Genomic DNA, 12,935 nt, shown 5'->3' with positions numbered 1-12,935 from the left:
ACGCATGATTGTTTTCGTGGAAAAAAGTCTAGACTGTGAAGTAGGGGAAAAAGTGAAAAGTTGGAGGTTAGAGCGAGGGTATACTCAGAAAGATTTAGCTGAGAAAATTGGTGTAAAATACTGGGTAATACTGCAATATGAGAAAGGGAACCGTAGAATTTCAATCGAAAGGTTGTATGCTATAACTGAGGCACTATCAATCAGTATTACTGATCTTATTCCTGTATCAAAAAGCTGTCTTGAAGATGAAGAAGAAATATTAAATCTAGTAAGAGAATATAAAAAGATTAACGATCAGGAGTTACGTAAGATGTTTTGTTTGCTAACCAAATTTGTCCAAGTTAGTGAGAAAAGTAGTAGAAAATCGGAAAAAATAAAAATTGCAAAGAGTCTGGTTAAAGCAGGAGTTTCTGTTGATATTGTTGCAAAAACAATTGGTCTGTCTGCTGATGAATGTGTTGAAGAAAAAGTTGGTTCTATCTACTACCAAATAGGCAAAAAGATAAAGGAATGGAGACTAGTGAGAGAGTATACTCAAAAGGATTTAGCGGAGAAAATGAGTACAACACGTGACGAAATAAGCAACTATGAACAAGGACGCGTAGCTACTCCACTGGGAAAATTATATGAGATAGCAGAAACATTATCGATTAGTATTACAGATCTACTAACAGAGGAAGATGAAGGTAGTAAAGTGGAAAATGAGCTACCGAATTTGATTAAAGAATACAAAGAAATTGAGAGCCAAGAACTACGTCATGCACTAATAAAATCTTTGTTTGAAGGGATACGTATTTGTGAGGAGAAAGTGAGAGAGATAGAAAGGATTAAAGTTGCAAAGGATCTAGTAAAAGGGGGAATTTCTATTGATACTATTTTGCAAGCGGTAGGTTTATCTATTGATATGGTTTTAGATGGATAGCTCGTAAAAAAATTATAGCAATAAAGTTTTTTTCTTAAATGGAGGATAAATGTTTGTTTCTGCAAGCAATGTTAGTTACGGAATAGGGCAAAGAATAGAAGATTGTAGGTTAATGCGAGGTCATACTCAAATAGGATTAGCAAGTCAAATAGGTTTAACATACCAAGAAGTAAACAGCTATGAAGATGGGTATATTCCTATTCCAATTGAAGTACTATATATAATAGCAAGAGTATTATCAGTTGACGTTGTAGATTTATTACCTGAACCAGTAATAGTAAGGGAAGACAGCTATGAAGACGAGGAAATACTCTATCTAACGAAAATATACGAGAATCAAAAGTTAGGCAAAATAGTACCTTCATTAGTCAGGTTTGTTCATATTAGCGAAAAAATTAATCAAGAAGAGGCAAGGTTGGAAATAGCAAAAAATCTAGTGAAAGAAGGGGTTTCAGTTGACATAATTTCCCAAGCAACCGGCTTATCTATTTACGAGTATGATAATACAGAGAAAGAAGTCTGCACTGATTCTATATACTACAGAATAGGGCAAAGAATAAGAGAATGGAGATTGATAAAAAGGTATACTCAGAAAGATTTAGCAAACAAAGTTGGTTTAACACTCAAGGAAATACACGAGTATGAAATAGGATACACTGCCATATCATTTGACAAATTATATCAAATAGCAGAAGGATTATCAGTGAATATTAAAGTTCTGCTGCCTAAAACAAATGAAGATAGTGAACTACTTAATTTACTAAGAAAAACTGAAGAGCAAGAATTAGTGAAGAAATTTTTATCTAGGGATATGAAGAATAGCAAAGAGAAAGTTAAAAAAACAGAAAAGATCAAGGTTGCGAAAAATCTAGTGAAGGCGGGTGTTTCTACTGATGTTATTTTGCGAGCAAGTGGCCTAACTGCTGATGAGTGTGAAAATTGAATTGTGTTAAACAATATATTAATATATAAGTAAAAATAGTTATATGTTTAATATATCTATTCTAAAAACTTGTTTAGCTCTTCAGAATTTGACGTATCAAGATATAACATCACAGAATTTCTCTATCGCTTTCTGATTGTCCTCTATCATTGCATTTGCCTCTTGCTGAAGAGATTTGATATTTTTTGATGTAATATTATCCATGTCAGGTGATGCTATTTTTAATTGCGATTGTATACGTATATATTTATCAGCTATAACTTGATTAAGTTGATAGTTTACTGCATCTAAACTTGAAGAAAACATCACATGTATTAGTGGTTTTATCCAGCCTATTTTTCCAAATCTCTTTGAATTGGCTATGCTTCTATCTGTTCTGCCAGTACCTACCGATAACAGTAGAATATCATCATTTGGAAATAACCTTTTACCACTAGCATAAGCACAAGCCGCTGGATTATTGGCAAAAACCCCTCCATCCACTAATACTCTGTTTATCTGGTTAATTTTGAGATGTTTTGGTATGAAATAAGTAGGTGCAGCCGTTGCAGCTCTGAGTGCATCTTTCAGCTTAATATTACCTTCTTTCCAGCTTTTGAAGAAAAATGGGCAGTTATTGTGAATATCGTAACTCGTAATCAACACATTACTTAAAGTGTTTTTAAAGACATCATCGCCAAAATATTTATGAAGTACATACTCAATATTTTTATGTGGGTATTGTGTACAGTTAAACCAAGATAATATTGATCGCCTGAAGAATGAAGATTTAAAAATATATGACCCGTATTCTTGGTAAAACTCAACTAAATCATTGGCTGAATATTGAGGTTTATCTTTTTTACATAATCCAGCTACAACAATTCCACCGGTTGAGGTCCCTGCCATAAGATCAAAGATTTCAGCTATCGTTTTTCTTGTCCTTTGCTCTATTTCTGCTAATATTATCGCTGGTATGATGCCTCTAATACCACCTCCATCAACGGATAAAATGTATTTAATCATTGTAAGTTTAGGTAAAGGTATTAAGATTTAATTTTTCCGCTTAAAACCTGCAATTTAAACTCATCTAATTCTTCAGAAAGATTTTTTACCCTCTCCTCAAGTACTAACACTTTTTCCATTAAACCATATTCAATAAGTTTATCGTGAAATTGTACCCTTGAGTCTAGCTTGGATAACCACCATATGAATGCTACTGTTTGTATTAATAACGTGATAATTACTGTAATTGGGATTTTTTGATTTTGCATGTGAAGGTATTAATCTATTATGGATAGTTTTAGAAGTTTATATACAGATTATAGAAAACTTACAGCTTTAGTGATTACTTTTTGTTGATTCGTATCGGTCCTCTGCTTCTGCAAGTAGCTTAATGATTTCCCTGTAAGGTTTATCTTTATTGTGTCTTGATTCCACTACAGCCATATTTCTAGGTCTTCTTCCATCTTTAGCTGTAGCAGTGGGATCTGCACCTTTGTCTAATAAAAGCTTAACAACCTCTAAATGGCCTTTATCTGCAGCATGATGCAAGGCTGTCCATCCCATATATCCACCTGTGGCACTTATATCAGCTCCTTCCTCTACAAGAAACTTTACAACTTGCAGACACCCTGAACTAGATGAATAATGCAAAGCTCTCATCATAGGAATTTGTGTGTTAATATCTAATAGGTTTTTTACTGAAAATTCTGTAACTGCCAAACTGCAGTTCTTAGAGGCAATTTGTAGTATTGCTTTATAATTACCCACAGCTTTACTCTTTGTATAGCAGCATGTAATAACAACACATATAATTGTTATCATCAGCCATAGAAAATTTATCTTATTCTTTATGTTCTTACTTATTTTGTTCATGTCTAACATTTTTTTAGAATTAAATGACCATTTGCTTAAGTTTCACTTAAACAGCTTTGCTCACTGTTGCCTCTACTATAGTTTGATATCCTCTATTATTCAGAATATGTTCTGCCTTGCTAATTACCCATTCACCTTCAATTTCCTGACAAAATCCTGAAAGGCTGATCTTAGCTTCTGCAAATAATTCTGGATTACCAGGAACAGTTACATTTAAACTTGATGTACTACGTTTTAGTTGTTTTAACTTGGCTGCTGCTGCACTAATTGCTGATTCTGCGGTAGAGTAAAGCGTTTGCAGGGTATAACTTGGACCCTCATTTCCCACTTTCTCTTCTATAGTTTCTCCCTTTTCATAACTGTGCCATTTTGCAATAACAGATCCATATTTGTTACGCACATTAAAATTTACCTCCCAATTTATAATATCTTTAGGTGTCAATACTGTTGTACCTAACATCTTTCCAGTCGCTGATCTTGCTTCTCCCTTCGGAATAAAAATTATATATCCTCCTGCTGGTTTTACTAGTGCATCATATTTTTTGCCTAATCCTTCCAAAAAACTCATGTCGCTTTCTTCTGCTTGGATGATATGTGGTATAAATATATTTTCAAATCTTTCAGCGACTTTACCTTCATACCCATGTTCTTGTGCTATTTCTTTAATCAAATCTCCCAAGGTAATGTCTTTCCATTCCTTTGATTTTCTTTCCTTTAATGATCCTCTTAAACTTGCAGCGTCACATTTTATTCTTAAAGTTTGTGGTGGACTTTGTATTGTAATTTGATTTGCCTTATATACCCCCATAGGTAATAAACCTGTTTCTTTATATCCTAGAAAAACCTGTAAATTACCCTTAAGTTCTAAAGCGCTAGAGCTATAATTAATACATATCTCAGCTTCGTCACTTGTAGTACCTGATCCATCAGTGACACGTAGTAATATTAAACTCTTTTTTAAAACCTCTGTTACTGGGTTATTTTTTGCTACTATATCAAAATCTGGTGTCATTCATCTAAAATGTTTATAACAGATTCTTTCAGTATTTTTTGAATTTTAGGAAGCTTAATTCTTAATCCAGCGGGCAAAAAACTTCCATGTTCTGTAAGGCCTGGATTTTCAAGCAATACTTCCTCCACTGCTCCACTACTGTATCCATAATGTTTCCAGCAAATGTAATCCAACATTTCGTTTTCTTTCGTGTAATAATAAATCACTTACTGTAACTTTTTAACTTCAAAATAAACTCAACTTTTCTCGGTTTTCCATCAGGAAAAAATAATATCTGCTTTTCTTCTACATTAGTAATGACAAAATTTCCAAATACACTTCCTGAATTATCAACTAGAACGTGTGGTTCTTGAGTGTTACGTATATTTTTTAGCTGTTCTAAGCCATTACTCTGATAACGTGAATAAATCACTCCTGTTAAATCAATACATTCAATTCCTGAACCAATGTTTTGTAGCGACGTTTTTTCAATACATTCAATTGTATACCACCTTTTTTCTTTACTGTATCTTAGGCTTACTGGTTCAAGCTTACATTTTCCAAGCAACATCAATGTAACTCTTCAACTATATCAAAAAGTGCCCCACGTGCTTGTTCTCTAAATCGTTCTATTACTGCATCAGCAACGCTGCGGACATCTTCAGACTTAATGTTGATATTAAACGTTTGATAGAATGCTTGGTTATATACTTTAGATTCCCTATTTTCATATCTACTTTTCTTGAATGCTTTCTCAATTTCTTCTTGTTCTATAGCTCTTTTTTCTTCTATAACACCTTTAACTTTAAAACTCTCAAAATTGCCTTTACTATTTTCTGAAAATTGTTTAATAGCACTATTACTTGTCAATGGGTTTCCGTTACTGAAAATGCTATTTTTAGAAAGCCTATTAACAACATTTCCATTATTTTCAAATTTTCTAATCGGACTATTCTCAGCAAATATGCTACTAACTTTATTTCCTATCCATGAAAAAGTTTCTCCTATGGGTTTAATGAGTGATTTCCAAAAGTTAGAGAAAAAGTCTTTTACCTTTTGCCAGTTAGTGATAACAAGAGCTGCACCAGAAACAAGACTCGCTATTAAAAGTCCAATTGGGTTAGTCATTACAGCTAGTGTTATTGCTCTTAGCCCTGTTATTATTGCAGGAAAAACTATACTTGATAAAGATGAAAATGTTGTCAGTATTGTTGCTTTAAGACCAAAAATTGTACTTCCTAATAAAGTAATTCCATAGCCTACTCCCACTACTAAGACTTTCAAACTTATCAAAGCTGCTAAAGTACTCATGATTGCCGTAGTTAAAGTTGGATATTTTTCTGCAAAAGAAGCTATACGCTCTGTTATTGCTTTCAAACTTCCAGCTACATAATTTAAAGTAGGCAACATTACTGACCCTAGATTCATGCCAGCTTCAAATACTGCATTTTTAAGTAATTGTAATTTATTAGCTGTAGTATTTGCCCGATTGTTAAATTCGTCCTGCATTGAAGCGTTATATTTTTCTTTATCAGCTAAATGTTCAATAGCTTTCTTGTAAATGTCTAAGCTTCCTACTAAAAGAGCAATGTCATCTTGAAACCCAGCACCAAATAGATTCATAAGAATACCGGCACGCTCTTGATCGTCTATTCTTTTTAAAGTTTCAAGGAATTGCAATATTGCCTCTTGAGGATTTTTTTTAATAGTTTGTTCGAGCTCTTCTATACTTGTTCCCATCTCATCTAATGCATCGTGAAATTCAGGACTTTGCTCTCTTGCAGTCTGTAGTTTACTGAGAAAGTTATTTATAGCAGTTGCTGCTTTTTCAGGTTGTTTACCTAAACTTATGAACGCACTTGCTAAGCTACTTGCTTGATCAACTTCTAAACCAAACTGTTTAGTATTACCGCCAATTCTATTCAGTGTAAGAACCATTTCCTTTGCTTTAGCAGCAGTATTATCTGAAAGATGGTTTATTATGTTACCTACATTTTCCATACCATCAACTTTAATTCCATAGACGTTGGATATTTTTGCAATAGCATTACCAGCTTCTTCTGCCGACATATCAAATGCTGTGGTCATTTTAGCAACTACTGTTGTAAACTTCATAAGATCATTTTTGTCAATACCAAGTTGACCACCACTTGCAGCTATTTGTGCTAACTCTGCTGCCGATAATGGTATAGTACGTGACATCTCCTTTAGTTTCTGCGCAAATTTGTCAACTTCTCTTGTTTCATCATCAAACTTTACTACTTTTTTAATATCAGCCATAGCACTTTCAAAGTCAATTGCAACTTTAACTGGAGCTGCAAGCGTTAGCCCTAGTCCAATAGTCTCTATAATTTGTGACTTAAAATGTGCTTTGCTTGCTAAAAAACTTTGGTGACTACGTATTGCAGATCCAAGCTTACCATACTTACCTTTTAATACTTCAATAGAAGAGCCAAGTTTATATTGATCACTTACTAATGACTTAATATTTCTTTCACTTTTCCTTACTTCTTCATTAAATGAATGCAAAGCATCTCTCTTTTTCAAATATGCTTCTTTTGCTTTTGTTGCAGAAAACTTAGCTTTATCAAACTCTGCTTTTAAAGTTTTGCTTGGTTTCTCCACCGCTTTCATTTGTTTAGCTAAAGATTTTACTTGATCTTCAAAGCCCTTCCACGACCTCCTGCTAGTTAAAACATCACTACCCAACTGCTTAAACTTTGATACTGATTTTAAAGATGAATCAAGCTTTCTTATATTCTCACCAAGACGGGTAAGTTGACTACTGCTTCCCTTTATTACAGTATTAAAACTGCCATCTAAAACTGCTCCGATTTTTATAGATAATGTTGACATTGTACCTTCCTCGCTGCTTTATGCCATAAGATAAATTCATTAATCTCCATATCAAGTATTTGTTCAACCCCGCCTCCTACAACAGAGCTGAACATTAATACTTCTAATCTCAAGTTTTTTGGATAATCGGTGAAAAAAAATCCTTTAATACCTCTTGAATTTTCACATAATCAGCAATATCTAACTCTTCAATTGCTTCTTTTGCAACTGATGTCAAATTGGCAGTCAAAGTTACTTCCTTACTCAGATCACTACCATTAAGGCGTTCTATTGCCAAATAGTCTCTAACTTTTGGACGTCTAATGGTAAGTTCTGAGACAGAAATACCATCAACTGTTATTGGATTATCAAGTTTTACTGTTGTCATACTTTCTCCTAAAAAATAAAATTCTAAAATCTTTTTAAAACTAAACCTAAATACCTAAAACCGTTTGCAGCAAGGCCATTTGATCAACACCATTTATCTTTCTTATCATATTTTCAGCATCGATCTCTATCAGCTCATTGCCACCTATCGTAAGTTTATAATAATGAGCAGCTACAGTGCATTTTAGAGTGGCTTTTTCAGCAGGTTTCCAGCTACCAAAATCAAATTCTTTGAATATGCCTCTAAGGTTGATGATTACTGCTTCAATATCATTACTTCTACTTCCTTGCATTCCACCACGAAGCGTCAAAGCTACTGAATTTCCATTTATCAACCCAAATAGCCGAAAGAGCTCTGTATCGTATTCAGAAAAAGTGAAATCTGCTTCAAGCTTTTCCATGCCCATATCAATATTTACTGGAATATCCATACCACCAGCTCTATATTCTTCAGTTTTTATGGTAAGCTTTGGCAGCGTAATTTCATCTATTTTTCCTGCATAACCCCGACCATCTACGAACACATTAAAATTCTTTAAAATCTTTGGTAGCATCTTTCTTCCTTTTTTCCCTTAATAAAATTTACGATATTTCACTATTCACCAGCCGTGAACGAAAAGTAATCTGTTCTGCTGGATATGGTGGTGTAAACTCAAAATCAAAGTATACTTTTCCACTTGCAATATTTGCTGGTGTGTTTAATTCTGAAGTTGCATAACATTTTCCACTGATAATCGCTCCTTGCGCTTTTAAATTGGCCAAATAAGAATTCACCCCCTCAATCACATCATCTATGTAAGTTTTGGTGATATTTCAATCAACTGCCCAGAGATGAGCTCGCAGCAGACTATCGTTGATTAAATCTGCAGTTCTTCTCACTGATAGAAAAGCCCATTTTGAATCATCTGAACATGTTCTATTGCCCCAAAGCCTATAGCCATTTTGATGAATTATCGTTGTTACTTCATTTTCATTTAAATGGTTTGCTCTACAATTTGCATAACCTAAGCTAAAATCAATAGGCCTGCTTGTTCCAACAATACCATTTATCTCTTTATTTGAAGGTGAGTGCCAAAATCCTTGTTCGCTATCTATTTTAGCTATTAAACCCGCTACAAACGGACTTGCTGGCTTTTCTTCCCCTTCAAATACTTTAACCCACGGATCAACAACATAAACTCTTGAGCTGCCTACACTTTTTCTCCACTTGATTGCTTCTTCATCATTAGTATTTGGTCCATCTGCTACTATTATGCTTCTCAGCTTTTCTGCTATAGGAATTAATGCTGCAACCACTGCATCTTCTGGTAGTTGGTGAGTAAATTGAGGTGCAATTAATATTCTTGGAGCAACATGAACTATGCTTTCACTACTGAGGAATGCCTCTATCCCTTGATACTCTCCAGTCTCTTTATCAACACCGCCAATTATATTCTTCAGCGTTTCTTCTTCTTTTAATTTTGGATTGATGTTTTCACTTTCTTCAACTCTAATAACTACTACTGTTGCACCAATTTGGGAAAATATTCCGTTTACTGCTGAGAAAAGAGTTCCACTCCTTCCAAGCTTTGCTGCTTCCTTTAAGCTTCCTGCAACTAACACTGGTTTATTTAGCGGAAATTTTTGCTCATCTGCTTCAGGTGCAGTACCAATTACACCTATCACTGATGATTTAGCCGTACGTACTGCCCTTGCTCCAGAGGTTACCTCTATAACATTTACTCCGTGCAAAAATTCCTCTGTCATATAGTTATCTGCTAAAACTTGCTCTTTAAAATTGTCAAGAAAACTCTTTTAATTTTCTTCTTCTGATTACTACTTTTTAAGATTTAGTATATTTATTAAAATAAAGACAGAAACTAGAAAGTATAGAAAATTTTGCATTTTGCAATAGCTCTTCTTAAATATTCTTTTTACTGCGTTGAACAATTTCCCCCCCTGTTAAACAATTACCAATAAAAATTCTCTCTGGCTTGTTTTAAGATACTGTCTTTATTGTCAACAAATTATTTAGCTAAAAAATAACAAAAATTTATCTACATTTTTCATGAATTAGTGTAACCGTGGATAAATACTTTAAATATGTGTGGACATATTTATCCACAGTTACACTATCACATCTTCTTAAATCAAAGTACATGCTGAATTATACCCTGAGAGTAAATTGCATTGCTTTTTCTATTAAAATTATTTCACTAAATCACCATTAAATGGTTGATTCTTTTTAAGAATACCAAAAAATATATGCATTAGTTTTCTCATCAGCGCAACAATTATAACCATTGGGCATTTTCCTTTACTGGCTAAACGCTGGCAAAACTTCTGAAAGTAAGAATTACGATTCTTGACTACTATAGCTGGAAAATAAAGAGCTTTGCGGATACGTTCAGATCCTATCTTACATATTCGACTCTTTTTGCTTACTGATGACCCTGATTGGTAATGTTCAGGATTTAGACCAGCAAAAGCTGTGAATTGTCTAGCATTATCAAAATTATCAGCTGATGGCATCTCTGTAACAACAGCAACGGCGGTAAGATGTCCTACACCTTTTACAGTCTTGATGTTTTCTATCATACTTTTCAGGTGTGAATGGTTATTGACATGCCCATCAATTTCTTTTTCTAGAGCAGCAATTTGTGTTTCTATTGTAGCAATTATCTCAAGTATGGCTTGTTTACAACGGGAATCCATATTTTTATTTTCTAAACGATTCATCTGTTGCAATTTATCATCTTTAAGTGCTTGCAAACAACGATAAAGATCTCTTAAACTTCTAACTTCAAGAGGCGCAGGTTTCCAAAGGTTAGGTTTATTAGCAATACAAAACCTAGCGATCATAGCAGCATCTGATTTATCTGTTTTATTTCTAAGCAGCTCACTCTTGCTAAAAGCTTTGATTTGGGCTGGGTTTACCACACTTACATTATGTTCCATGTCATACATAAAATTAACTAAATCTTCACTATAACAACCGGTTGCTTCGAGACACAGATGAATAAGGTCTGCTCCATGATGATTGCACCAAGCCATAAGCTTTTCAAAACCATCATGATTATTTTGAAAGACTTTATGTCGTTCTTTGTTGCCCACCAGTAAACAAACATCAAATTTCTTTTTAGAAATGTCCACACCTAAAACAGCATTTGCTTGCATAAAATTGCCTCCAAGACTATAACAAACTAAGAGTTAGACTAACCTTGCATACGGGATATAATTCCAAAGATACTGTTCAGTCTTTATAACTCTAATTGGAAGGGGAGCAAATCTTAAAATCAGCCTTGTTGGCATAAGTATTTTGTCGGCTTCACCCTTCCTGTAAAATATTTTAGCTCTAATATCTTACGTAGTGAAAGATACAAAGTATTTTGTTTTCAACTTATATGTTTTTTAATGCCAAAGTTTATATGTTGCATCTAATCCTGGACATTGCCATGCTCTTAGTGTTCTCTCTACATCTATTTCAAGCCCTGTGGTCAGAAAATTGCTGCGAAAATTATATATTCCCCACTGAATAAATTGACCATAGATTGTGCTATACGTGTGCTCACTTGCAAAGAACTCAGGTGTCTCACCAACTCTTTCATTTCCTGAGTGAAGATTGGATGACGTATAAAGTAACACTGCAACAGTTTTTCCTGCTGGAATGATTATGTTACCTGATGCAATAAATTCAGGACTGCTAATTTCATGCTGGTAAATACGTGTCCAAGTAATTCTCGAAATCTCTGACTTCCTTGTATTAGTTTTATCAGGTGTACCTATAAATAATCCTGCTCCTCCATAATTAACTTCATCTTTATACCACATTGCAGATCCAACAAAGTTTAGAGTTTTACTTATATCTACATTGCTTGTGTTTTTTACGAATATTAGTCCCAATGCAGCATAAGGGTATTTCAGCATATTGAATTGCTCCGAAAATCCATCATACATGAATCTTGGGTATGATTCTCCATAGATAAATGTACCTTTGCTTCCCTCTAAAAAACTGAGTTGTCTTGGCCGATAAAAACTAACATAGCTTGTATCATATGTGTGAGTACCTGCTAGTAGTTGTAGCATATAGTCTGTTTTTGTTACATCACTACTCCACTGACCAAGCTCAGTTGTAAAAGTTCCGTGGCCAAAGTAATTATTTTTTCTACTTAGTACACCAAATAAAAAAGGTAATGCTCCAGGTTCAATCATATGACGATTTCTTACTTCTTTCATGATTGATGAGCCACTTGGTACATCATTAACAGTACGGAAGTTATTCACTAAACCTTTAAGACCATCTTTATGATCATTGCCAACACTGTTTATTGCTGCAATATTGGCATTCTTTCTTGTATCAAGTAGTGATATATGTGAATCTGATGATGCTTTTAAAGTATTTAAGGAATTATCCCTAAGCTTGTTGATTTCATTAACAGACTCTGTTTTTACTGCAGTTATTGCTGATATTGAGTTTGTTTTATTGCTGTTTATATCATTTAGGTGTTTTTTTGCACTATCAAGCAGTTCTTTTAGCTTACCATCAGTCATTTGCACAATTTCAGAAACTGAACTTTTACCGATTATTGATTCCAGTGCTTTAGCAAGATATGCTAATTGATCTGGTGTACTGTTTACTGCTAAATCCCTAAGCCTTTCTTGTAGTGCATCAATTATTTCTTTTACTTTAGTCATTTGCGCAATATCAGAAATAGCTTTTTTATCTGCTATCAATTCCAGCGATTTTGCAAGATATGCCAGTTGATCAGCTGTGCTACTTACTGCTAAATCCTTTATCCTTTGATGTAACGCTTCTATTGCTTCTTTCATTCCCAAAAATTCAAAAAAGTTTCAAATCTAAATCGTTTAAAATTATTTTTTAGTTGATTATGCTCATCTTCTCTTTCGGTAATATCTTCATCTATTTTCTCAATTGTAGTACGGATACGTACCACATCTTGAACTGCAATATTTTCTGGATGAGGCAGTGGATATCCTCGTTTGGTTTGGTCATTTGGCAT

14 protein-coding genes and 1 pseudogene are annotated in these 12,935 nt (G+C 34.0%); 2 read left to right on the top strand and 13 right to left on the bottom strand.

What is annotated here, in order from left to right; all coding sequences use genetic code 11:
* Window positions 1-4 precede the first annotated feature (4 nt).
* Entirely contained in the window at window positions 5-922 is a 918-nt protein-coding gene (wmk, locus tag OPS21_RS06685) for a WO male-killing family protein Wmk (protein WP_264336583.1), read from the top strand.
* A gap of 49 nt (window positions 923-971) precedes the next feature.
* The gene (gene wmk / locus OPS21_RS06680) at window positions 972-1,865 is read left to right on the top strand and encodes a WO male-killing family protein Wmk (protein ID WP_264336582.1); all 894 of its coding nucleotides are present in this window, start codon (window positions 972-974) and stop codon (window positions 1,863-1,865) included.
* Between the two features lie 96 nt (window positions 1,866-1,961).
* On the opposite strand, the gene OPS21_RS06675 is transcribed toward wmk (OPS21_RS06680), so the two are convergent.
* The 13 genes and pseudogenes from OPS21_RS06675 to OPS21_RS06615 form a co-directional block, all read right to left on the bottom strand.
* A complete protein-coding gene (locus tag OPS21_RS06675) occupies window positions 1,962-2,870 on the bottom strand; it encodes a patatin-like phospholipase family protein (protein WP_264336581.1) in 909 nt (302 codons plus the stop codon).
* A gap of 20 nt (window positions 2,871-2,890) precedes the next feature.
* The gene (locus OPS21_RS06670) at window positions 2,891-3,118 is read right to left on the bottom strand and encodes a hypothetical protein (RefSeq protein ID WP_108784223.1); all 228 of its coding nucleotides are present in this window, start codon (window positions 3,116-3,118) and stop codon (window positions 2,891-2,893) included.
* Between the two features lie 67 nt (window positions 3,119-3,185).
* The gene (locus OPS21_RS06665; protein ID WP_319606855.1) at window positions 3,186-3,617 is read right to left on the bottom strand and encodes an ankyrin repeat domain-containing protein; all 432 of its coding nucleotides are present in this window, start codon (window positions 3,615-3,617) and stop codon (window positions 3,186-3,188) included.
* Between the two features lie 151 nt (window positions 3,618-3,768).
* A complete protein-coding gene (locus tag OPS21_RS06660) occupies window positions 3,769-4,734 on the bottom strand; it encodes a phage late control D family protein (RefSeq protein ID WP_264336580.1) in 966 nt (321 codons plus the stop codon).
* Window positions 4,731-4,910, bottom strand: coding sequence for a tail protein X (locus tag OPS21_RS06655; protein WP_265027622.1), 180 nt, complete (start codon window positions 4,908-4,910; stop codon window positions 4,731-4,733). Before OPS21_RS06655 ends, OPS21_RS06660 begins: the two co-directional genes overlap by 4 nt.
* 26 nt (window positions 4,911-4,936) lie before the next feature.
* A complete protein-coding gene (locus OPS21_RS06650) occupies window positions 4,937-5,284 on the bottom strand; it encodes a phage tail protein (protein ID WP_264336792.1) in 348 nt (115 codons plus the stop codon).
* Entirely contained in the window at window positions 5,284-7,569 is a 2,286-nt protein-coding gene (locus OPS21_RS06645; RefSeq protein ID WP_264336579.1) for a phage tail tape measure protein, read from the bottom strand. The genes OPS21_RS06650 and OPS21_RS06645 overlap by 1 nt, the downstream gene beginning before the upstream one ends.
* A gap of 109 nt (window positions 7,570-7,678) precedes the next feature.
* Entirely contained in the window at window positions 7,679-7,936 is a 258-nt protein-coding gene (locus tag OPS21_RS06640; RefSeq protein ID WP_114517598.1) for a phage tail assembly protein, read from the bottom strand.
* 46 nt (window positions 7,937-7,982) lie between these two features.
* Window positions 7,983-8,489, bottom strand: a complete 507-nt coding sequence (locus OPS21_RS06635) for a phage major tail tube protein (protein WP_264336578.1) — start codon at window positions 8,487-8,489, stop codon at window positions 7,983-7,985.
* Window positions 8,490-8,517: 28 nt separating this feature from the next.
* A pseudogene (locus OPS21_RS06630) lies at window positions 8,518-9,681 on the bottom strand (phage tail sheath subtilisin-like domain-containing protein).
* Between the two features lie 441 nt (window positions 9,682-10,122).
* Window positions 10,123-11,091 (bottom strand): IS110 family RNA-guided transposase, encoded by a 969-nt coding sequence (locus OPS21_RS06625; protein ID WP_264336576.1) that lies wholly within the window; start codon window positions 11,089-11,091, stop codon window positions 10,123-10,125.
* Window positions 11,092-11,325: 234 nt separating this feature from the next.
* Window positions 11,326-12,744: a hypothetical protein gene (locus OPS21_RS06620; protein WP_264336575.1), complete on the bottom strand. Its 1,419-nt coding sequence runs from the start codon at window positions 12,742-12,744 to the stop codon at window positions 11,326-11,328.
* Window positions 12,741-12,935 (bottom strand): hypothetical protein, encoded by a 195-nt coding sequence (locus OPS21_RS06615; RefSeq protein ID WP_264336574.1) that lies wholly within the window; start codon window positions 12,933-12,935, stop codon window positions 12,741-12,743. Before OPS21_RS06615 ends, OPS21_RS06620 begins: the two co-directional genes overlap by 4 nt.

The sequence above is a fragment of the Wolbachia endosymbiont (group B) of Chorthippus parallelus genome (assembly GCF_947251815.1).
In the GTDB taxonomy this organism is placed as follows: domain Bacteria; phylum Pseudomonadota; class Alphaproteobacteria; order Rickettsiales; family Anaplasmataceae; genus Wolbachia.
Note: the sequence above shows the minus strand (reverse complement) of the source record. Positions and strands in the feature narration are given on the sequence as shown.

What these genes read in the sequence shown, in the direction of transcription:
- wmk (WP_264336583.1), top strand. Translation starts at nt 5, where the DNA reads ATGATTGTTTTCGTGGAAAAAAGTCTAGACTGTGAAGTAGGGGAAAAA.
- wmk (WP_264336582.1), top strand. Translation starts at nt 972, where the DNA reads ATGTTTGTTTCTGCAAGCAATGTTAGTTACGGAATAGGGCAAAGAATA.
- OPS21_RS06675 (WP_264336581.1), bottom strand. Translation starts at nt 2,870, where the DNA reads ATGATTAAATACATTTTATCCGTTGATGGAGGTGGTATTAGAGGCATC.
- OPS21_RS06670 (WP_108784223.1), bottom strand. Translation starts at nt 3,118, where the DNA reads ATGCAAAATCAAAAAATCCCAATTACAGTAATTATCACGTTATTAATA.
- OPS21_RS06660 (WP_264336580.1), bottom strand. Translation starts at nt 4,734, where the DNA reads ATGACACCAGATTTTGATATAGTAGCAAAAAATAACCCAGTAACAGAG.
- OPS21_RS06655 (WP_265027622.1), bottom strand. Translation starts at nt 4,910, where the DNA reads ATGTTGGATTACATTTGCTGGAAACATTATGGATACAGTAGTGGAGCA.
- OPS21_RS06650 (WP_264336792.1), bottom strand. Translation starts at nt 5,284, where the DNA reads ATGTTGCTTGGAAAATGTAAGCTTGAACCAGTAAGCCTAAGATACAGT.
- OPS21_RS06645 (WP_264336579.1), bottom strand. Translation starts at nt 7,569, where the DNA reads ATGTCAACATTATCTATAAAAATCGGAGCAGTTTTAGATGGCAGTTTT.
- OPS21_RS06640 (WP_114517598.1), bottom strand. Translation starts at nt 7,936, where the DNA reads ATGACAACAGTAAAACTTGATAATCCAATAACAGTTGATGGTATTTCT.
- OPS21_RS06635 (WP_264336578.1), bottom strand. Translation starts at nt 8,489, where the DNA reads ATGCTACCAAAGATTTTAAAGAATTTTAATGTGTTCGTAGATGGTCGG.
- OPS21_RS06625 (WP_264336576.1), bottom strand. Translation starts at nt 11,091, where the DNA reads ATGCAAGCAAATGCTGTTTTAGGTGTGGACATTTCTAAAAAGAAATTT.
- OPS21_RS06620 (WP_264336575.1), bottom strand. Translation starts at nt 12,744, where the DNA reads ATGAAAGAAGCAATAGAAGCGTTACATCAAAGGATAAAGGATTTAGCA.
- OPS21_RS06615 (WP_264336574.1), bottom strand. Translation starts at nt 12,935, where the DNA reads ATGCCAAATGACCAAACCAAACGAGGATATCCACTGCCTCATCCAGAA.